This is a genomic window from Streptomyces sp. NPDC048566, from assembly GCF_043199735.1.
Classification (GTDB): domain Bacteria; phylum Actinomycetota; class Actinomycetes; order Streptomycetales; family Streptomycetaceae; genus Streptomyces.
Genome location: NZ_JBICWL010000002.1, coordinates 237,571 through 257,000, shown reverse-complemented (window position 1 = coordinate 257,000; position 19,430 = coordinate 237,571). Strand labels below are relative to the sequence as shown.

The following is a 19,430-nucleotide window of genomic DNA, read 5'->3' as shown; positions in this document are numbered from 1 at the left end:
GAGCCCCGCTGGCTAGGCTGGGAGGACGATGACTGGCCACGAGGTCGAGCGACGCGCGCTGCTGACCCCGGTGCTGCTCCTGCTGCTGGCGGAACGACAGGGCCACGGCTACGAGCTCGTACAGCGCCTGGGCGCCTTCGGCTGCGCCGAGGCGGACCCGGCGCACGTGTACCGGCTGCTGCGCGGCATGGAGAGCGCCGGCGAGGTCACCTCGCACTGGCACGCCTCCGAGAGCGGCCCCGCCCGCCGTGTCTACGCCATCACCCAGCAGGGCGCCATGAACCTCGCCCTGTGGTTCGTCCGCCTCGGCGACCTGCACGGCACCCTGCACCTGTTCCTGGAGCGGTACGTGCAGCTCGACGTGCCCGGCCGGGAGCCCGGGAGCCCGCAGGCCGCCGACGGCGGTTCGCCCGATCATGCGCGCACGCCGGATCACATGCGCCGCATGCGCAAGTAGCGGCGCACGTCCGAGAAGTTCCGGGCGACCCCGTAGGCCACCACGACTCCCGCGGCCACGCCGACCCATGTCCACTGCATGCCTGCCTCCTCGTCGTCGGCTCCGGTCAGTCCCGGTCAGCCTCTCTGCGGTACGGCGCTGCCGCGCCGCACCAGGTCCAGCACCCGTGTCGCGGCGGCGTCCACCGCTGCCGCGACGGGCGGCGTCAGGCCCATGCCCTCGTCCGTCGCCCCGGGCTCGCAGCCGATCACGAACACCTCGTCGGGCAGCGTGCCCCCGGCACCCGCGTGCAGGTCGTGCAGCAGGGCCAGCACGGTCGCCGGGTCCATGGCGTGGGTGTCCAGCGGTCCCGGCGCGACCCGCTCGGCGGGGGATCGCGGGCCGACGTCGATCGTGTAGAGCGTGCCCGGCGGGCCGCCCCGGCCGACGAGGTCCACGAGCACCAGGGTCCGGTAGCCCTCCAGCAGCCGGTAGGCGAGGTGCACACCGCGGATGCCGGCGTCCATCAGCTCGACGCCGGGCGGCAGTTCGGGTAGGCGGGCGGCGAGGCGCCGTACGGTCTCCACCCCGAATCCGTCGTCCCGCAGGAACACGTTGCCTACTCCGGCCACGAGCACCCGTCCGGTGTCCTCGGGCACCGCCCCGCCGGGTCCGGTCATGGCGCCGCCTCCTCGCCGTCCCGCAGCGGGGCCACCTCGTCGGGCTTGAAGTACAGGAAGCGGCCCTGGGCGCGCCGCAGGTCGGTGCCGGGGTCGTCGTCCACGACCACCGCGAGGTGGGTCTCCCCGTCGAGATCGCCGACCACCGCCTCGACCGTCGCCCGCCGGCCGGCGAGGAACGCGTCCTGGGCGTCGGTGCGGCGGGCGCCCGGAGTGAGCCGGACCCTGCTGCCGGGCCGCAGGGTCTCGCCGTCGACGACCACGGCCTCGGCGGCCTCCGGTCCGGACTCCCGGGCCGGGTCCCACCAGGGGTGCCCCGGCCCGTCCGGCAGGCTCGGTCCGGCCCGCGGCGGGGACGGCGGACCCGTCCGGCCGCCGTCCCCGGAGCCCGGGCCGTCCGCGCCGTCCCCGGTGATCTCGCGCAGTCCGCGGATCGCCCCGTGCAGCCGTTCCCGGACGGCCTCGGGCATGCCGTCGACGAGGTCGACGACCTCCGCGGCCCGGGCGTCGGTGCCCCGCGCCTCGCGCTTCTCCCGGTCGGTGAGCGCGGCGGTGCGCAGCGAGAGGATCTCGTCGATCTCGGTGGCGTCGTACAGCGGACCCGGGCTCTCGGCGGCGACGGCCGGGTGGTCCTCCAGGATGATCGGCGAGGAGAGCACGACGTCCTCGGTGCCGGCGGGGCCGGCCAGCACCGGCCAGGTGTGCTCGTTCACGCAGCCGGCCGCGGCGTCCCGGGCCCACTCCGGGGGGTCGGTCAGCGACGGGAACCGCCCGCCCGGCACCCCCAGGAGCAGGTGGGTGCCGATCATGGCGTGCGCCAGCGCCGACTCCCGGTCGCCGCCGGGATCGCCGTCGGTGCCGGTGGTGTTGTGCACCCCGACCGTGAGCCGCAGCAGCCGGCAGGGGCCGGGCACCTCCTCGACGCGAGGCCGGATCTCCCCGGTGAGGCGCTCCCTGTGCCGCACGAGCCGGCCCACGGTCCGGCCGTCGGCGTCCGTCACCGGTTCGTGCTCGACGGCCGCCGGCAGGTCGAACCGCACCGCGTGCGCGGCGGCCTGATCACCCGTCAGCGCGGAGAGCCTCTCGTGGACCAGGACCCGTTCCTCGTGGCCCTCGTCCCAGGGCACCACCACCCGGTCCGGCAGTTCGAGTTCGGCCACCTCCGTGTACCGGCCGTCCGGGCCGAGCCGTTCGACGGTACGCCTCCGGACGTGCAGGAAGCGCAGCTCGGCGTGCAGCCGGTCGCCGCTCCTCGGTTCCAGCAGGCATGCGGTGCGCTGGGCGGCGGGCTCCCCGGTCGCGGCCGTCCAGGCGGGCGGCACCAGAACGCCGAACTGCCAGCGCAGCCGGTTCTTCGCGGCCGAGGCGCGGTAGGGATAGAGCACGTAGCCCTCGAACAGCACCGCGTCCGCCACCGCGCGGGCCCGCTCGAAACCGTCCTGCACCGCTCCGGTCATCTCACTCGGCCCCCTTGGCCTCGGCGCCCGCGAGGAGTTCCTCGAAGACCCGCTCCCAGGACGGCAGCGCGCGGGCGGAGCGGTAGCGGCGCAGGGAGTCCAGCACGTCCAGCCGGACGCGCAGCCAGCCCGAGTTGGGGAAGTACTGCTCGATCATGTTCCGCCACACGTCCACCGGCATCCGGTACACGGTCTCCTTGTGCCAGGGGACCGGCTCGGCCCGGAAGCCGTCCCGGCCGGTGAACACCGTGCCCGAGAAGAGCAGCAGCAGCGGGACCTCCCCGCGCGACAGCGCCCGGAAGTACGACGCCGACGCCACCTCCGTGTCATAGGTGCAGGGCACCGGCAGATCGACCTCGGTGGTGCCGGTGAACCCGGGGACGGTGATGGAGGCATGCGCGAACTGGAGGGGCTTGAGCGTGCTGCTCCAGCGCTCCGGCTCCCCGAACAGGTCGCCCAGCATGCCGACCTCGTCCGGGGCGTAGGCGCGCCCGGCCGGCTCGATGCGGATCTGGCAGCGCAGCGCGAGGGCGTGCACCGGCTGGTGGTCGGCCTCCTCGATCCGCAGCCCGAACAGCAGCGTGGGCCCGGCGCCGAAGGGTTCGGGGCGCACACCGGTGCAGGTGAAGTGGAGGTCGGTCACGAGGCGCCCCCGGAGTGCTCTGCGCGGCCAGCGTGCTGCCCGGACCCCCCGGGCACGGGCGCGCCGTCCCGGGAGGTGGAACCGGCCGCACCCGGCGAGGCGGAGGCCGTCGGCCGGACCGGGGCCGGGGGCTCGGCAGGCCCGACGGGCCGGGCGGCGGACGCGATCCGCTCGATGAACTCCGCGATGTCCGCCCGCGCCTGCTCCCCGCCGTCGAAGCCCTTCCAGTGCAGCCGCATCCGCCCGACGAGTTCGTAGCAGACGTCGACCGGGACGAGCGTGCAGGTCGCCGGAGCGCCGCGTCCCTGGTGCAGCAACAGCGCCTCGACGTCCGGTTCGAGGACGGCGGCGAGCCGGCTGCGCCCGAGGACCGCGTCCCACACCCGCGGGTCGAGTTCGCTCTCTGTGGCGCCCGCCGGGCTCGGGTAGAAGGCCGCGAGCCGGTCCAGGCCGGAGTTGCGGAAGAGGAACGCCAGCGAGACCGGGATCTGCAGCCGGTTCCAGTCGGCCTCGCCGAGTCGGAAGCCGGGGTCGGTCAGATACCGCGCGGGCACGGCCCGGAAGCGCCCCTGGCCGGCACCGGGCCGGGTGAACAGCAGGTGGCAGGGCGGGCAGGCGCATTTCAGGGAGCGCCGGGCGGTGTCGACGAGATGCCGGTGCTCGGCCGGCAGCGGCTCGCCGCACAGGTCGCACCGTTCACCCTCCGGCGGCGGCCGCCGGGTGAACTGCTTCAGCACGTCGGCGGTCACGGTCCCGCCCCCAGCAGCGCGCCGGGCAGCGCCACCCGTATCTCGCCGTCCTCCTCCAGCAGGGGCACCGGTTCGAGGTGGGCGCGGTCGCCCCGGCCGGCCCGGTGCACGTCGAAGGCGGCGGCGCACTCCGCGCAGTGCAGCAGATCCCCGTCGAGGGCGGCCCCGGCCAGGCCGGCGGCGCACACCGGGCAGCGGTCGCGGTAGGCGTACAGGCCGCCGGGCAGCCGGACGAGCAGCAGGGCCCGGCCCGACACCTCGGCGACCGCGGTGGACCGTTCGCCCGCGGGCGGCGCGCCGGGACCGATCGGGTACCAGTGGGCCTCGTCGGGTGCCGCGCCGCCCGGTGCCGCGGGACCCGGCCCGTCGTCCGGGCGGTGCGGGAGGATCTGGAGCAGCGCCGGCTGCTCCTCCTGCGGGCCCACTCCCTCGACCTCGATGTGCGCGATCTCCGGGGCGAGGCGGGCGACCGCCTCCTCGATGGTCCAGCGGACGGTCTGGGTGGAGGACGGGCAGCCCTCGCAGCTGCCGCGCAGCCGGAGCCGCAGCGTCGGGCCGCCGTCCGTCTCCGGGTCGAGTCCGGCCACCTCGACGTCGCCGGCGTGGCTTCCGAGGTAGGGCCGGACCTTGTCGAGAGCGCGGCCCACCCGCGTCGCGGTGTCCTCGGGGTGCAGGTCGTGCAGGATCAGCAGGTCGCCGACGAGTTCGTCGGCGGTGAGCACGGCCAGCGGGTCCGCGCCCGCGGGCGCGGACCCCAGCAGCCGGACCGCCCGGGCCAGGCCCTCGCCGTAGAACTCGACCAGGGCGCGCACCAGTTCGTCCGCCGTCTCGCGCGCCCGCGGCCCCGCGCGCTGTGCCAGTTCGTCGAGCAGCGCCTCGATCCGCTCGCCCGTCTGCTGTCCGGCCATCGGCAAGCACCTCTCCTGGGGAAGGTCAGACCGCCAGTCCGCTCAGCCCGGTCGGCATGTGCGTCTCCTCGACGGTCCGTCCGCCGCCGACGTACATGTGCACGCCGCACGGCAGGCAGGGGTCGAAGCTGCGGACGGCCCGCATGATGTCGATGCCCTTGAAGGTCTCGGGCGGGTTCTCCTCGAAGACGGGCGTGTTCTGCACCGCGTCCTCGTAGGGGCCCGGGGTGCCGTAGCTGTCGCGCACACTGCCGTTCCACGGAGTCGGCGGATACGGGTGGTAGTTGGCGATCTTGCCGTCCCGGATCACCATGTGGTGGGAGAGGACGCCCCGCACGGCCTCCGTGAAGCCGCAGCCGATCGACTCGTCCGGCACGTCGAACTTCTCCCAGGTCTGGGTGCGCCCCGCCCGGATCTCCTCCATCGCCCGCTCGGCGAAGTGGAGCGCGGCCGCCGCGGCGTAGGCCTGGAAGTAGGTGCGGGCCCGGTTGCGTTCCAGGGCGTTGCTCCACCGGGGGATACGCCACTCCAGGGCCATCTCCGGCTTGGTCATGGTGCGCGGCAGGTTGATCTGCACACTGTGCCCGGTCGCCTTCACGTAGCCGATGTCGACCAGCCCGGACAGCGCCGTCGACCACAGGCGGGCGATCGGACCGCCACCCGTGTCCAGCGCGAGGTGGTCCTTGCCGTCGAACCAGCGCGGTGACATCACCCAGCTGTACTTGTCCTCGAAGTCGCGCTTCTGCGGCGCGGGGATCGTGTGCTGGTTCCAGGGGTGCCGCTCGTCGACGGGGTTGCCCAGCGGGTCCCGTTCGACGAACTTCGCCATGCCGGCCCAGTCCTCGTAGTACGAACTGCCGAGCAGGATGCGGATGCCGAGGTTGATGTCCACCAGGCTGTTGGTGACGAGTTCGCCGTCCACCACGACGCCCGGGGTGACGAACATCCTGCGGCCCCAGTCCTCCATCGTGTCGTAGCGGAAGTCGCAGTACTCCGGGTCGTTGAGCGCGCCCCAGCAGCCCAGCAGCACCCGGCGCCGGCCGACCTCCTCGTAACCGGGCAGCGCCTCGTAGAAGAAGTCGAAGAGGTCGTCGTGCAGCGGGACGACCCGCTTCATGAACTCCACGTACCGGGTGAGGCGGGTCAGGTAGTCGGTGAACAGCTGGATCGTCGCGACCGTGCCCACACCGCCCGGGTAGAGCGTGGAGGGGTGCACGTGGCGGCCCTCCATCAGGCAGAACATCTCCCGTGTGTACCGGCTGACCTGGAGGGCCTCCCGGTAGAACTCGCCCTCCAGCGGGTTGAGGGAGCGCATGATGTCGGCGATGGTGCGGTAGCCGTGGTCGCCCGCGTGCGGGGCCTCGGTGCGTTCGGCGAGTTCCAGCACGCCGGGGTTGGTCTCGCGGACCATCCGCTCGCAGTAGTCCACACCGACCAGGTTCTCCTGGAAGATGTTGTGGTCGAACATGTACTCCGCGGCCTCGCCGAGGTTGACGATCCACTCGCCGAGGGCCGGCGGTGCCACCCCGTACGCCATGTTCTGCGCGTACACCGAGCAGGTGGCGTGGTTGTCGCCGCAGATCCCGCAGATCCTGCTGGTGATGAAGTGAGCGTCGCGCGGGTCCTTGCCGCGCATGAACACGCTGTACCCGCGGAACACGGACGAGGTGCTGTAGCACTCCGCCACCCGCTTCGCCTTGAAGTCGATCTTGGTGTGGATGCCGAGACTGCCCACGATGCGGGTGATCGGGTCCCACGACATCTCCGTGAGGCCGTCACCGGCCGGCTTGTTCGTCGCCGTCGCCATGGTGCCGCGCCGCCTTCCTGTCGGTGTTCCGCTCAGCGGATGACCGTGTTCACCACGGGGCCTTGTAGCCGGTCGTGAGCTTCTCGCCCTTGCCCCGCCACCGGGGTTCCTTCTCGACGGTCTTCTCGGTGATGTGCCGCAGCCGCCGCACCACCGAGCCGTAGACGCCGCTCGCCGTCGCCGACACGTGGCCGCCCGGCGGTTCGTCCATGAACGGCATGAACTTGTCGGGGAAGCCCGGCATGGTGCAGGCGATGCAGATCCCGCCGACGTTCGGGCAGCCGCCGACGCCGTTGATCCAGCCGCGCTTGGGCACGTTGCACTTGACCACCGGACCCCAGCAGCCCAGCTTGACCAGGCACTCCGGCGAGCCGTACTCGGTGGCGAACTGCCCCTGCTCGTAGTAGCCGGCCCGGTCGCAGCCCTCGTGCACCGTGGCGCCGAACAGCCAGGTCGGCCGCAGCTCCTCGTCCAGCGGGATCATGGGTGCCGCGCCCGCCGCCTGGTAGAGCAGGTAGAGCAGGGTCTCGGAGGCGTTGTCGGGGTGCACGGGGCAGCCCGGAATGCAGACGATCGGGATGCCCGCCTTCGACGTCCAGTCCCACCCGAGGTAGTCCGGCACGCCCATCGCCCCGGTCGGGTTCCCGGCCATCGCGTGGATTCCGCCGTACGTCGCGCAGGTCCCGATGGCCACCACGGCGAGTGCCTTCGGGGTGAGCCGGTCCAGCCACTCACTGGTGGTGATCGGCTGACCCGTTTGCGGGTCGTCCCCGAAGCCGCACCAGTAGCCCTCGGGCTTGACCCGTTCGTTCGGTATGGACCCCTCGACGACCAGCACGAAGGGCTCCAGCTCTCCGCGGTCGGCCTTGAAGAACCACTCGACGAAGGTGTCGGCTCCCTCCACGGGGCCGCACTCGAAGTCGATCAGGGGCCAGTGCACCGCCACCTTGGGCAGGCCCGGCAGGGCGCCGAGAGCCAGCTCCTCGATGCTCGGCTGGGTCGCCGCGGTCAGGGACACCGAGTCCCCGTCGCAGCTCAGCCCGGCGTTGATCCAGAGGATGTGGACCGTCGGGTCGGTGTCTTCCTGCGCGGCGTCCTGTGCGACGGAATCGGTCGTCGTCGCGGTCGGGGCGTCCATGAGCCCTCCAGGGAAATCAGCCGAATCCGGCCATATGCAACCAGACTGCCTTCTCCATGGTGGCGGAGCGGGAGCCGTGAGGTAAGTGCGAACGGGCCCTATCGCCTCGGCGCACTGCGCCGTCGGGCGTGACCGCGCCCCGGGACCCGGCCCGAGGCGCGCGCCGACCCGCCCCGCTGCGGCGAGGCGGGTCGGCGCGGCGGCCCCGAGGGGCTGGAGCGTGCGCGGGGGCAGCCGCGTCAGGGCGGGGATCGGGGCCGGCCCGGGAACGGGGGCGCGGGCGGCGCAGGTGACGGAGCCCGCCCCGGCACTATGCCGGGGCCGCCTCCCGCGCGGCGCGGAGCACCAGCAGGGTGATCTCGCTCGGGGCGAAGACGCGGAACGGAGGGCCCCAGAACCCGGTGCCCCGGCTGGTGTAGAGGAGGGTCCGGGTGCCGTGGCGGCTGAGCCCGGCGAGGGCGGGCTGGTCGAGGCGGACCAGATGGTGGAAGGGCCAGATCTGGCCGCCGTGGGTGTGGCCGGAGAGCTGGAGGTCGACACCGCCTGCCGCCGCCCGGTCCACGAACGCGGGCTGGTGGGCCAGGAGCAGGACGGGCAGATCGGGGTCGGCGCCCGCCAGGGCGCCGGCGAGGTGGGCGCGGTGACCGGCCAGGCCGGAGGACTCGGCGGTGACGTCGTCCACGCCGGCCACCACGAGCGTGTCCCCGCCGCGCTCCAGGAGCAGGTGGCGGTTGCGCAGCGGCTGCCAGCCCAACTCGTCCATGAGGTCGACCCAGCCCTGGGCTTCGCTGTAGTACTCGTGGTTGCCGGTGACGTAGACGCGCGCCCGGCGGGCCCGCACCGCACCGAGCGGGGCGGCCTGGGCGTGGCGCCGTTCGGCCGTGCCGTCGGCGATGTCGCCGGTGTGGCAGACCAGATCGGCGTCCAGGCCGTTCACCGTCTCGCACACACGCGCCGACCAGCGGGCGCGGTCGAGCGGGCCGTAGTGCGTGTCGGTGATGAGGGCGACCCGTGTGCCGTCCAGCCCCGCCCCCAGACGGTCCAGGTGCACGTCGAGCCGGCGCACCCGCGGGACGCGGCGGGCCTCGGCATGGCCCCAGGCGAGGAGGGCGGCGGCCGTGCCGAGGACGGCCCAGGCGGTGATGCGTGCCCGCTCCTGGCCGTCACCGACGCCGGCCACCGCCAGCGCGGGCCGCAGCAGGACGCCGAGGAGCACGCTCCAGGTGAACAGGACCCAGCTGACACCCAGCAGCGTGTCGCCCGCGATGGCCGCCCGGTCCTGCTGCCGGCGGCCGTGGCCGCGCGCCATCGCGAGCGGCATGCCGATCAGTCCGAGGGCGAAGACCGCGGTGCCGGTCGAGGTGACGGGGACCGGCCAGTGCTGGCCGGTGTGGAACAGCACCCCGTAGGGCACGGCCCAGAGCAGGACGGGGGCGATCAGGGGCAGGTGGCGCAGCAGCCGGTGCAGCAGGTTCCGCCGCCGCGTCGTCGTCGCCTCGTCGGCGGATCGGGTGTTGTCGGTCTCGGTCACGCTTCCCCTCCCACGGCCGGATTGCCCGCGCGCACGGTGTCCGGCGGTCCACGAACGCCGGGACGGACGGGGTCGCGTGGTCCTCCTGGTGGGGAGTGCGCGGTCCTGGGGCGCCGTGGTGACGACGGTACTCCGCTGCTGCCGCACCGGGCACGGCGGTGGAGGTGTTGCGAGCGATGCGGCGGGCGAACACGTCGGGCGGTCCGAGGGCGTGGTCGAGGGGGAGCACGGCGGGAGCACGGCACGGCGTCGGCCGCACCGACCCCGAGGTGCCCCCGCTCGCTCCGGCGAGGGGGGCACCGCCTCTGCGAGGGCGCGAGGCCCGAGGGGTTGCGGGACGGCCGGCGCGCGGCGGTCGCCGGCCGCCGTGTCAGCTCTTGGCGTTGAGGACGGGGTAGAAGCCGGAGGCGTGGCCGGTGGCGGTGGGGTGGTACGACTCCCACGTCGGGGAGATCACGATGGAGTGCAGCCAGTTGTCGCCGGAGCACAGTTCGTGCCCGTTGAAGGTGGTGCGGACGTCACCGAAGGTGAACCCGTGGGCGGCGGCCCTCGTCTGGATGACGCTGTCGAGCACGTCGGAGGCCTCGTCGATCTTCCGGTGCTTGGTGTCGCTGAGTCCGATGCAGAAGACGTTGAGGGTGTACAGGTGCGGATAGCCCAGGACGACGACCTTGGCGTTGGGGGCCTTGGCCCGGATCGCGTTGTAGGTGGCGTCCAGGCGTGCGGGCAGGGTGTTGCGTGCGTAGGTCTCCGCCTGGTTGACGCGGTTGACGCAGTCGGAGTCCGAGTCCGTCGCGCAGGCCGTCATGACGTCGGAGAAGCCGGCGTCGTTGCCGCCGATCGTGATGGAGACCAGCGTGGTGGCCGAACTCAGCGGCCCGAGCTGGGAGTTCGTCACGTCCGTGGTGACGGCGCCCGAGCACGACGTGTTCGCGAACGAGGACGGGGCGTGCGCGTTCTTCCACAGGTAGGGGTAGGCGTTGAAGCTGCGGTGGCAACCGCCGCTCGCGCTGTCGTAGTTGCCCGCGCCGTTGCCCGCGGAGTACGAGTCGCCGAGCGCGACGTACACGGGTCCGGCCGCCTCGGCCGGGGTGCTCAGGCCGAGGCTGAGCAGCACCGCGGTGCCGAGGGCTGCGAGCAGGGACAGCGACTTGGTCGATCTCACGGGACCTCCATGAAGGGATGCCGCGTTCTGCCGGACGGCGGGCGGCGAGGGCTGCGGGGCGTGGGGCGCTTGACGTGACATGGCATGGGCATGACAGGTCAACCCCCGTGTTGGGCGGGGGGTGCAGGGGTGCCGCGGCCGGTAGGAGGGCAGGCCGCAGCGGTGTGGGGCAGGCGCGCGTGGGGCGTGGGTGGGCGCGCGAGCGGGTGCGGAGAGGTGGTGGGGGTGTGGTCCGGAGGGGTGTGCGGGTGGGACCGACGGGCGGCTCGTCAGTGCCTGTCGGCCTCCCGTGTGCCCGTCGTGCGGATCACGGGCCCGGAGGTGGGGGCTGGGTGCGTGCGGCCAGGCCCCGGACGCGCATGTGGTGGACGCGCTGCACGCCGGAGGGGTTCGCGGCGCGGGAGTCGGGGGTCAGGAAGGTCGAGGTGGGGGAGGGGCGGCGGACGCGGCGATCTCCTCGACCGCGCCGGCCTGCGCGCCGGTGGTTCCCGCGCTTCTCGCGGTGCCGTGCTTCGTGATCCGCATGGGTGCTCCTGAGTGTGGGGGTGCGGGTCAGAGGGGCGTGGGGGGCGAAGCGAACCATCGATGGGGTACTGGACGTGCTCCTGACAAGTTCAGTACTGCTTTGAAGTGTCGTGACTTCAACGAGTGTCGGCAAGATGTAGGACGCAGAAATTTACGCGCGTAGCAACGCGCCCACCGCCCGGAACCCGCCGGCGCGGCGGTGGGTACCGGCCGCCGGGAAGGGACGCCCTGCCGGCACCGCACCGCACCGCACCGACGCCCCGGCGCCTGGGCGCTCAGGACGAGCCCGGGTGGCTGAAGGTGAAGGCGTGCTGTGTCGAGCCGTGGTCGTGGAGGTGCTCCAGCCGGTCGACCCCGTCCCGCCAGGTGGGTGTCGCGCCGTCACGGACCCACCAGAGCACGTGCGGCGGGTGCGCCGTTCGCTCGAACCAGTCGTGACGCCTCTTCAGCGCCGCACGGTGCAGACCGGTGTGGACGGCGTCGGCGGCGGAGCGCGGATCGGTCCACAGCGAGAGGGTCGCGGCCAGCGCGATGGTCTCGCCCGTCTGGCCCTTCCGGTACCAGCCCGGGACGGCGAACGCGCCCCACGTCCCCCAGTCCAGCTCGAAGTGCGTGCCCGGGCGGGCGTCCACCGGTTCGGCGCGAGCGAGGTAGCCGGGGTGCCGGGCGATCTCCCGGTAGACGGCGCCCGCGCCGTCGTGGAACAGGCGGGTGAGGGGCGCGGGATCGGCGAGGGGCTTCTTCAGGACGCCGAACGTGTACAGCGCGACATGGGGCACGGGTTCTCCCTGGTGGCGGAGTTGGCGGGGCTGGGCACAGCGGGGCGGAGCGGGGCCTGGGCCCTGTGGGGAGGGGGCGCGTTCGACCCCGCCCTCCCGCCTGGTCGGGGGCGCACTCGGCCGACGTCCCCCCTTCCGGCGGTCGGGGATCGCCGAGGACGAGGTGGTGAACGTAGCCGCTGGTGGAGGCCCTGTCGACGTTGCGTTCGCGCCCTCCGTGTGGCCTCCGGCACCCGCCCCGCCCAAGGCCGACGACCCCAGGCGGCGGTGTCGCCGTCGAGGACGTCGTCAAGCGCATCGGCGCCGTACAGGCCCTGGGCGGCGTCACCCTGACCTTCCCCCCGCGGGGGCAGGCCACCGCCCCTCACGGGCCGTCCTGCACGGTGTGCACGTACCGCGCGAACCCGCCGAGACGGCGAAGAGCCCTCTCACCACGTGGGAGGGCCGGGCGGGGAACGAAAGCCGGGGCCGCGGCGCACGGGAGACGCGCCCGAGCCCCGGTGTCGCCGGGGGCTCCTACTCATCGGTGGGGCCGAGGTCGGGCGCGCCGCGGAAGGCGACGGTACGGCTCCGGGGGCCCGCGTGGAGTTCCAGGACGACGATCTCGTTCGTACCGGCGCACAGGACGGGGGCCGGAACGTACAGGGACCTTTGCGGGCCGCGGGACCAGTAGCGGCCGAGGGGAAAGCCGTTGACCCAGGCATTGCCCTTGGTCCAGCCGTCGAGGTGCAGGAAGGTGTCGGCCGCCTCGGCGACCTCGAAGGTGCCCCGGTGGAATGCGGGCCCCACGGGCGTCGTCGTGATGGCCGCGAAGGGAACGCCGTCCAGCGCGGTCAGCGGGAGCGGTCGGTTCGTCCAGGCCGTCGGCTCGGCGCCGTCGAGGAGGACCTTGCCGAGCAGGCCCTTGCGGTCGTGGATGCCCTGTCCGTAGTTCACCCGCCCCTGGTTCTCCACCAGGATCGAGAGCGCGCTGCCGGCCCGTGGAACGGTGAAGGCGAGGGCATGCTCGTGGTTCTCACGCTCCAGGACGCCCACCGGCTGCCCGTCGACGAAGACCTGGGCGCGGTCGCGGACGTGCTCGATCTCCAGGAGCGCCGGGCCCTGGACGGTCAGGGTGGTCTCGTACAGGACGAAGCCGAAGTCCTGCTCCAGCTCCTCCATGGTCAGCGGCCGGCGGGAGCCGATCCGCGGCGCCAGCTCGGCCGCGCTCGACAGCAGCTCGGCGCTCTCCGTCAACGTCACAGCCGGGACGGTCAGTTTGGCGCCGGGAGAAGGAACGGGGCCGTCCGGCACGGGTGCGTACGCGGCGATGATGTCGCGGAAGGCGGCGTACTTCTGCGTCGGGTCCCCGGCCTCGTCGAGCGGGGCGTCGTAGTCGTACGACGTCACGGTGGGCCGGTAGGTGTGCTTGTCGTTGGCGCCGTTGGTGAAACCGAAGTTGGTGCCGCCATGGAACATGTAGAAGTTGACCGAGGCGCCGGTGGCGAGGAGTTCGTCGAGCTCGCGGGCTGCGTCCTCGGGGTCGCGGACCACGTGGTGCGCGCCCCACCGGTCGAACCAGCCGATCCAGAACTCCGCCGTCATCAGCGGCCCCTCGGGGCGCCGCGCCCGCAGGGCGGTCAGGTGTTCGGCCGATCGGCTGCCGAAGTTGGCGGTGGCGAGGACGCCGGGTAGGGCGCCCCGCTCCAGGTCGACCGGCTGGTCGCAGGTGAAGAAGGGGACGTCGACCCCGCAGGCGCGCAGCGAGTCGGCGATGTGCTCCAAGTAGGCGGTGTCGTCGCCGTAGGCCCCGTACTCGTTCTCCACCTGCACGGCCAGGATCGGACCGCCCTGGGAGGCGAGGTACGGCCGGAGGGGGGTGAGCAAGCGGTCGAAGAAGTGGTCCACCGCCGCCAGGAACCGCGGGTCGCGGGAGCGCAGCTGGATGTCCGGCTCGGTGAGCAGCCACGAGGGCAGACCGCCGCCCTCCCACTCCGCGCAGATGTACGGGCCGGGCCGCAGCAGGACGTGGAGTCCTTCGGCGGCGGCGAGATCGAGGAAGCGGGGGAGGTCGAGCCCGCCGTCCATCACGAAACGGTCGGGGCGCGGCTGGTGCAGGTTCCAGGGGACGTAGGTCTCGACGGTGTTGAGGCCCATGAGTCGGGCCTTGCGGAGCCGATCCTGCCACTGCTCGGGGTGTACCCGGAAGTAGTGCAGCCCGCCGGCCAGGAAGCGGAAGGGCCGGCCGTCGAGCAGGAATCCGGCCTTGTCTATCTGGAGATCGGGCATGCGCTGGTGTGCTCCTGTAGGTGAAGGATCGTGCAGGGCCGGGATGTCATCCCGACCTGGCTTGTTTACGCAAACATACAGCGTATGGCGAGCCCCCTCCACGCGGTCGCCGGGGCGGAGCCGCGATGTGGCTCCGCCCCAGCGGCGTGGGATTACTTGTTGACGGTGAAGCCTTGGTCCTTGCCGTACTTGACGCTGGCGTCCTGCCAGGCCTTCAGGCCGTCGGAGAGCTTGGTCGCGGAGACGTAGGCCTTGCCGACGGTGTCGTTGAAGATCGAGTTGGCGTAGACCTGGAAGGGCAGGTAGGACCAGTCCGCGCCGACGTTGCGGGCGGACTCGGCGAAGATCTGGTTGGCCTGCTGACCGCCGAAGTACGGGAACTTGGTGTCGAGGAAGGCCTTCGACTCCAGGTCTGCGCGGGTGGCCGGGAAGGCGCCTGCGGCAACGCGGGCGCTCGCGCCGGTTCCGGTGGTGGCGTACTCGGTGAAGGCGTAGGCGAGTTCCTTGTTCTTGGCGGCCTTGGGGACGGCCAGGGAGCTGCCGCCGTTCTCGGCGCTGACCTTGTCGCCCTTGGCCCACTGGGGGAGCGGGGCGACGCGCCAGTCGCCGGAGGCGGAGGCGACGCCCGAGGTGAGGTTGGCGGGCATCCAGGCGCCGATGGACAGAGTGGCGATGGAGCCGTCGGCCAGGCCCTTGTACCAGGCGTCGCTCCAGGAGCTGACGGGCGCGAGGAGCTTGTCGTCGAGGAGCTTCTGCCAGGTGGCGGCGTACTTCCGGGTGCCCTCGTCGCCGAAGTCGACGGTGACATCGGTGCCGTCGCTCTGGTAGGGGCGGCCGCCGGCCTGCCAGATCAGGCTGGTGGTGGCGCCGGCATCGCCGGTGTCGTTGGTGATGAAGATCCTGGGGTCCGCCTTGTGCAGGGCACGGGCGGCCTCCACGTACTCGTCCCAGGTGGTCGGCACCTTGATGCCGTGCTTGTCGAACACCTTCTTGTTGTAGAAGAACGCCATCGGCCCGGAGTCCATGGGCAGCGCGTAGATCGCCTTGTTCTCGGTGACCGCGTTCCAGGGGCCGCCGGTGAAGCTGGTGCCGTACTTCCGGGCGCCGTAGGAGGAGAGGTCCTCCACGGACTTGCCGATGGTGAACTGGCCCAGCGCGTAGTACTCGACCTGGGCGACGTCGGGGGCGCCGGAGCCGGCGGCTATCGCGTTCTGCAGGGCGGTGTACTGCTTGTCGCCGGTGCCCGCGTTGACGAGTTCGACGTCGACCTTGGGGTACTTCTTCTCGAAGTCCTCCGCGACCTTCTTGAGGGTGGGTTCCCAGGCCCACACGGTAATCTTGCCGCCCTTCTCCAGTGCAGCGTTGACGTCCTTCGGACCGCTGTCGCCGGCCCCCGTGTCCGAGGCGTCGGGGCCGCAGGCCGTGGCGGTCAGCGTGAGCGTGGCGGCCACGGCGATCGCGCCGAGCAGTCTGCGGGTGGTGTGCATGCGCATGGGAGGTGCTCCTGGTCGGTGGTGCGGGTGGGCGGAACTTCCGGGAGAGGGGTGGATCAGGGAGAGGCGGTCGGCGCCCGCCCTTTCCGGCGGCCGGTCATTCCTTGACGCTGCCGGCGGCCAGGCCGGACTGCCAGTACCGCTGGAGGAGGAGGAAGACGGCCACGATCGGCACGATCGTGAGGAGGGAGCCGGTGATGATGAGGTCGAAGACGGCCTCGCCGCCGGCGGTCTGGGCCTGGGCGTTCCAGGCGTTGAGCCCGAGGGTCAGCGGGTACCAGTCGGGGTCCTTGATCATGATCAGCGGCAGGAAGTAGTTGTTCCAGGTCGCGACCATGGAGAACAGCGCGACGGTGACGATGCCCGGGGTGAGCAGCGGCAGCGCGATGGTGAAGAAGGTGCGCAACTCGCCGGAGCCGTCGATGCGGGCGGCCTCCAGGAGCTCGGTGGGGACGGCCTCGGCGGCGAAGACCCACATGAGGTAGAGGCCGAAGGGGGAGATCAGGGAGGGGATGATGACGGCCCAGGGGGTATTGGTCAGGCCCATGGAGCTGAACATCAGGAAGGTGGGGACGGCGAGCGCGGTGCCGGGCACGGCCACGGCGCCGATGACGACCGCGAAGACTGCCTTGCGGCCGGGGAACTCGTACTTGGCCAGGGCGTAGCCGCCCAGGACGGCCAGGACCGTGGCGCCGCCCGCGCCGGCGGCGACGTACAGCAGGGTGTTGAGGAACCAGCGGACGAAGACGCCGTCGTCGTAGGTGAGGGTCCGGCCGATGTTGTCCCAGAAGTGCGTGTCGTCGGCGAACCACAGGCCGAAGGAGTCGAGCAGGCCCCGCTGGTCCTTGGTGGCGTTGATGAGCAGCCAGGCCAGCGGGAGCAGGGTGTAGACGAGGACCAGGCCCGTGACGAGCGTCAGCGGCATGCTGGGGCGGGGGTTCAGGGGGGTGTGCGGGCGCCGCTTGCGGCGCTGGGGCGCGGAGGGCCCGGAGGCGGCCGCGGTCGATCGGCTGGGCCCGGCGGCTTCGGCGCCCGCCGTCATGGCGAGGGAGGTGGTCATCTGCTCAGCCCTTCCGCATGCCGCGCAACTGGACCGCGTAGGCGATGATCGCGGTGATGACACCCATCACGATGGCCACGGTCGCCGCGTAGTTGTGCTGCTGGCCCGAGAAGGACAGCGAGTAGGTGTAGAGGTTGGGGGTGAAGTCGCTGGTGATGGCGTTGGGGGCGAGCTTCTGCAGGATGCTGGGCTCGTTGAAGAGCTGGAAGCTGCCGATGATCGAGAAGATCGTGGCGATGACCAGCGCGTTTCGTATCGCCGGGAGCTTGACCGAGTGCACCACCCGCCATTCGCCCGCGCCGTCGATGGCCGCGGCCTCGTAGAGCGAGCGGGGCACGACCTTGAGCGCCGAGTAGAAGATCAGCATGTTGTAGCCGACGAACTCCCAGGTCACGATGTTGCCGATGGACGCGAGGACCAGGGACGGCGAGAGCGGATCGGGCAACGAGGTCCCGGAGATGTCGTTGATGTTTCCGACCAGGCCGAACTGTGTGCCGTACATGAAGCCCCAGATCAGGCCGGCGACGACGGCGGGCACGGCGTACGGCAGGAAGATCGCGATCCGGAAGAAGGTCTTGCCGTAGAGGCGGCCGCTGTCGATGGCCAAGGCGGCCAGGAGGGCGATGCCGAGCATGACCGGTACCTGGACCAGCAGGAAGAGGCCGACGCGCGCCAGTCCGTCCCAGAAGCGCGGATCGGTGAGCGCCTCGCCGTAGTTGTCGAGGCCGACGAACACGGTCCCGCCCACGAGCCGGTCCTGAAACAGGCTCAGGTATACGGCGTACCCGATCGGCGCGAGAAACACCAGACCGAAGACCCCGACGAACGGGCCTGCGAACCCCCATCCCACCCAGGCCTCCTTGCGGAGGCGGAAGTGGGATCTGCGGCGGGGAGGTGGGGCCGTCTGTGCTGACGTCGACAGGAGCGTCATGGCGTGGTCCTAGCGTCGGTGACCGACCGGTCGGGAGACGGGGAACGAGGTGAAGGGGCCTGAGGTCGAGAATCGACCCTGCGAAGAAGGCTGGCCGGTGCGAAATGTTTACGCAATCATCGGTAAGCTGATGGTGACATTCCCACTGGGGGGCGTCAAGCGCGAACTGGCAGCGAATGGGAGGGCGTCGGGTGACCGAGCAGCACGCGACCGGTCGGTCGATGGCCGTGAACGACGGTCGACGGGGAGCGCGGGGCAGGCCGCGCCGGGTCTCCATGGCGGATGTCGCCCGGCTGGCAGGGGTCTCCTCGCAGACGGTGTCCCGTGTATCCAACGGGGACCCGGCCGTCGTCGAGGCGACGCGCGAGAAGGTCCTCGACGCGATGAAGGAGCTGGGATATCGCCCCAACAGCGCGGCTCGCGCTCTCAAGCGGGGTGACTTCCGAGCCATCGGTGTCATCATCAGGGGGCTCACCAGCACGGGCAACGTCCGGACCCTGGATGCCGTCGCCGGCTCGGCGTCCCGCGCCGGCTACGCGGTCACCCTGATCCCACTCGACGCGCCCACGCAGGACAACGTCAAGGGGGCCTTCACCCGCCTCGACGAGTTGGCCGTCGACGCCGTCGTGCTGATCATGGAGGTGCACCTCCTCGATGCCGCGGCCCTCACCCTGCCGCCACATGTCAAGGTGGTCGTGGTGGACTCGGACGCCACGGGGCGCTTCCCGGTGGTGGACACGGACCAGCGGCAGGGCGCCCGCTCCGCGGTGCGGCATCTGCTCGGCCTCGGCCATTCCACGGTGTGGCACGTCGCGGGACCGCAGGAGTCCTTCGCCGCAGGCCGTCGCGCCGAGGCGTGGGAGGTGGCGCTGCGCGAGGAAGGGTGCGCGGTGCCTCCCGTGCTGCACGGCGACTGGACTCCCGCATCGGGTTACGAAGCGGGTCTGAGGCTCGCCGACGAGGATTCCTGCACGGCGGTCTTCGTGGCCAACGACCAGATGGCCCTCGGTGTGCTGCGGGCCTTCCATGAACGCGGCGTGCGGGTCCCCGAAGACGTCAGCGTCGTCGGCTTCGACGACATCCCCGAGGCGGCCTCCTTCATCCCGCCCCTGACCACGGTCCACCAGGACTTCGCGCAGGTCGGAGCGCTGTGCGTCGACGCCGTCCTGCAGGAGTTGGCGGGCGAGACGGTGACGGGGGTTCGGCTCGTGGCGACGACCCTGGTGGAACGGAGCAGCACGGCGCCCCCCGGGGTGCGCGGACGGAAGCGGTGAGACCGCATGCCCGTGGAGGAGGGAGGGGGCCGCAGGCATCGTGCCGACCGGACACCACGGCAAGGGGGCGGCAGGAGGGTCGGACAGGCCGAGGACGGCGGGGGCGCGGGCTGGAGGAGGGCGCGCAGACCTCGGGTCTCGTCGCCTGAATGCGGTGGACCGCGCTCGGACCCGCCACGAGAGCGGGTGTCAGCGCCTCGCGTCGAGGTCCGCGTAGCGGCTTCGAGTCGGGTTGAGCCGCAGGGCTCGCGGACCGCCCGGTGCGGGCGGTCGGGGGTGGCCCGAGGGGGACGTTCGCTCTCTCCGGCTCCCGTCGTGTGACGGTGAGCCCGAGGGGCGGTGAGCCCTGTCGCCGCCCACGGGCCGGGTCGGCGGGTGTGGAGGGCGGCGGGCGCGGCGAGCCTCCGCGACCCGACCGGCACGACGCCGTCGAGGGCCCCGGCCCGGTTTTGGGGGGGGGGGGGGCGCCCGCCCCCCCCCCCCCCCCCCCCCCCCCCCCCCCCCCCCCCCCCCCCCGCCCCCCCCCCCCCCCCCCCCCCCCCCCCCCCCCCCCCCCCCCCCCCCCCCCCCCCAACGGCGTCCTCGC

General features: G+C 72.3%; 17 protein-coding genes. 2 read left to right on the top strand and 15 right to left on the bottom strand.

Annotation, left to right across the window (positions count from 1 at the left end):
* The first annotated feature begins 28 nt into the window (after positions 1 to 28).
* Entirely contained in the window at positions 29 to 457 is a 429-nt protein-coding gene (locus tag ACGFS9_RS04935) for a helix-turn-helix transcriptional regulator (RefSeq protein WP_393250906.1), read from the top strand.
* On the opposite strand, the gene ACGFS9_RS04930 is transcribed toward ACGFS9_RS04935, so the two are convergent.
* The 15 genes from ACGFS9_RS04930 to ACGFS9_RS04860 all read right to left on the bottom strand — a co-directional run bounded on the left by ACGFS9_RS04930 (position 433) and on the right by ACGFS9_RS04860 (position 17,570).
* On the bottom strand, positions 433 to 537 hold the full coding sequence (locus ACGFS9_RS04930) for a DUF6893 family small protein (protein WP_393250905.1): 105 nt from the start codon (positions 535 to 537) through the stop codon (positions 433 to 435). The genes ACGFS9_RS04935 and ACGFS9_RS04930 overlap by 25 nt on opposite strands.
* A 36-nt stretch (positions 538 to 573) precedes the next feature.
* The gene (locus ACGFS9_RS04925; RefSeq protein WP_393250904.1) at positions 574 to 1,116 is read right to left on the bottom strand and encodes a hydrogenase maturation protease; all 543 of its coding nucleotides are present in this window, start codon (positions 1,114 to 1,116) and stop codon (positions 574 to 576) included.
* The gene (locus ACGFS9_RS04920) at positions 1,113 to 2,573 is read right to left on the bottom strand and encodes a hypothetical protein (RefSeq protein WP_393250903.1); all 1,461 of its coding nucleotides are present in this window, start codon (positions 2,571 to 2,573) and stop codon (positions 1,113 to 1,115) included. The genes ACGFS9_RS04925 and ACGFS9_RS04920 overlap by 4 nt, the downstream gene beginning before the upstream one ends.
* Before the next feature lies 1 nt (position 2,574).
* Positions 2,575 to 3,216 carry a DUF6084 family protein gene (locus ACGFS9_RS04915; protein WP_393250902.1) on the bottom strand — a complete coding sequence of 214 codons (642 nt, stop codon included), beginning with the start codon at positions 3,214 to 3,216 and terminating at the stop codon, positions 2,575 to 2,577.
* Positions 3,213 to 3,965: a DUF5947 family protein gene (locus ACGFS9_RS04910; RefSeq protein ID WP_393250901.1), complete on the bottom strand. Its 753-nt coding sequence runs from the start codon at positions 3,963 to 3,965 to the stop codon at positions 3,213 to 3,215. Before ACGFS9_RS04910 ends, ACGFS9_RS04915 begins: the two co-directional genes overlap by 4 nt.
* The gene (locus ACGFS9_RS04905) at positions 3,962 to 4,873 is read right to left on the bottom strand and encodes a NifU family protein (protein WP_393250900.1); all 912 of its coding nucleotides are present in this window, start codon (positions 4,871 to 4,873) and stop codon (positions 3,962 to 3,964) included. Before ACGFS9_RS04905 ends, ACGFS9_RS04910 begins: the two co-directional genes overlap by 4 nt.
* Before the next feature lie 25 nt (positions 4,874 to 4,898).
* Complete coding sequence (locus ACGFS9_RS04900) at positions 4,899 to 6,680, bottom strand: nickel-dependent hydrogenase large subunit (RefSeq protein WP_393250899.1); 1,782 nt, start codon at positions 6,678 to 6,680, stop codon at positions 4,899 to 4,901.
* 49 nt (positions 6,681 to 6,729) lie between these two features.
* Positions 6,730 to 7,818, bottom strand: a complete 1,089-nt coding sequence (locus ACGFS9_RS04895) for a hydrogenase expression protein HypE (RefSeq protein WP_393250898.1) — start codon at positions 7,816 to 7,818, stop codon at positions 6,730 to 6,732.
* A 310-nt stretch (positions 7,819 to 8,128) separates the two neighbouring features.
* Positions 8,129 to 9,349, bottom strand: a complete 1,221-nt coding sequence (locus tag ACGFS9_RS04890; protein WP_393250897.1) for a metallophosphoesterase — start codon at positions 9,347 to 9,349, stop codon at positions 8,129 to 8,131.
* 370 nt (positions 9,350 to 9,719) lie between these two features.
* Entirely contained in the window at positions 9,720 to 10,514 is a 795-nt protein-coding gene (locus tag ACGFS9_RS04885; protein ID WP_393250895.1) for an SGNH/GDSL hydrolase family protein, read from the bottom strand.
* A gap of 800 nt (positions 10,515 to 11,314) precedes the next feature.
* Positions 11,315 to 11,818 (bottom strand): DUF3291 domain-containing protein, encoded by a 504-nt coding sequence (locus tag ACGFS9_RS04880; RefSeq protein WP_393250894.1) that lies wholly within the window; start codon positions 11,816 to 11,818, stop codon positions 11,315 to 11,317.
* A gap of 516 nt (positions 11,819 to 12,334) precedes the next feature.
* On the bottom strand, positions 12,335 to 14,086 hold the full coding sequence (locus ACGFS9_RS04875) for a beta-galactosidase family protein (protein ID WP_393250893.1): 1,752 nt from the start codon (positions 14,084 to 14,086) through the stop codon (positions 12,335 to 12,337).
* Between the two features lie 152 nt (positions 14,087 to 14,238).
* Complete coding sequence (locus ACGFS9_RS04870) at positions 14,239 to 15,579, bottom strand: ABC transporter substrate-binding protein (protein WP_393250892.1); 1,341 nt, start codon at positions 15,577 to 15,579, stop codon at positions 14,239 to 14,241.
* Between the two features lie 97 nt (positions 15,580 to 15,676).
* Positions 15,677 to 16,621, bottom strand: a complete 945-nt coding sequence (locus tag ACGFS9_RS04865; RefSeq protein ID WP_393251268.1) for a carbohydrate ABC transporter permease — start codon at positions 16,619 to 16,621, stop codon at positions 15,677 to 15,679.
* Between the two features lie 22 nt (positions 16,622 to 16,643).
* The gene (locus ACGFS9_RS04860) at positions 16,644 to 17,570 is read right to left on the bottom strand and encodes a carbohydrate ABC transporter permease (protein WP_393250891.1); all 927 of its coding nucleotides are present in this window, start codon (positions 17,568 to 17,570) and stop codon (positions 16,644 to 16,646) included.
* Positions 17,571 to 17,845: 275 nt separating this feature from the next.
* Between ACGFS9_RS04860 and ACGFS9_RS04855 the strand changes: the two genes are divergently transcribed.
* Positions 17,846 to 18,844 (top strand): LacI family DNA-binding transcriptional regulator, encoded by a 999-nt coding sequence (locus tag ACGFS9_RS04855; protein WP_393251267.1) that lies wholly within the window; start codon positions 17,846 to 17,848, stop codon positions 18,842 to 18,844.
* Positions 18,845 to 19,430: the final 586 nt, after the last annotated feature.

Bases quoted from the DNA above. Each gene is read 5' to 3' on its own strand.
- ACGFS9_RS04935 (WP_393250906.1), top strand. From the start codon at position 29: ATGACTGGCCACGAGGTCGAGCGACGCGCGCTGCTGACCCCGGTGCTG.
- ACGFS9_RS04930 (WP_393250905.1), bottom strand. From the start codon at position 537: ATGCAGTGGACATGGGTCGGCGTGGCCGCGGGAGTCGTGGTGGCCTAC.
- ACGFS9_RS04925 (WP_393250904.1), bottom strand. From the start codon at position 1,116: ATGACCGGACCCGGCGGGGCGGTGCCCGAGGACACCGGACGGGTGCTC.
- ACGFS9_RS04920 (WP_393250903.1), bottom strand. From the start codon at position 2,573: ATGACCGGAGCGGTGCAGGACGGTTTCGAGCGGGCCCGCGCGGTGGCG.
- ACGFS9_RS04905 (WP_393250900.1), bottom strand. From the start codon at position 4,873: ATGGCCGGACAGCAGACGGGCGAGCGGATCGAGGCGCTGCTCGACGAA.
- ACGFS9_RS04900 (WP_393250899.1), bottom strand. From the start codon at position 6,680: ATGGCGACGGCGACGAACAAGCCGGCCGGTGACGGCCTCACGGAGATG.
- ACGFS9_RS04895 (WP_393250898.1), bottom strand. From the start codon at position 7,818: ATGGACGCCCCGACCGCGACGACGACCGATTCCGTCGCACAGGACGCC.
- ACGFS9_RS04875 (WP_393250893.1), bottom strand. From the start codon at position 14,086: ATGCCCGATCTCCAGATAGACAAGGCCGGATTCCTGCTCGACGGCCGG.
- ACGFS9_RS04870 (WP_393250892.1), bottom strand. From the start codon at position 15,579: ATGCGCATGCACACCACCCGCAGACTGCTCGGCGCGATCGCCGTGGCC.
- ACGFS9_RS04865 (WP_393251268.1), bottom strand. From the start codon at position 16,621: ATGACGGCGGGCGCCGAAGCCGCCGGGCCCAGCCGATCGACCGCGGCC.
- ACGFS9_RS04860 (WP_393250891.1), bottom strand. From the start codon at position 17,570: ATGACGCTCCTGTCGACGTCAGCACAGACGGCCCCACCTCCCCGCCGC.
- ACGFS9_RS04855 (WP_393251267.1), top strand. From the start codon at position 17,846: ATGGCGGATGTCGCCCGGCTGGCAGGGGTCTCCTCGCAGACGGTGTCC.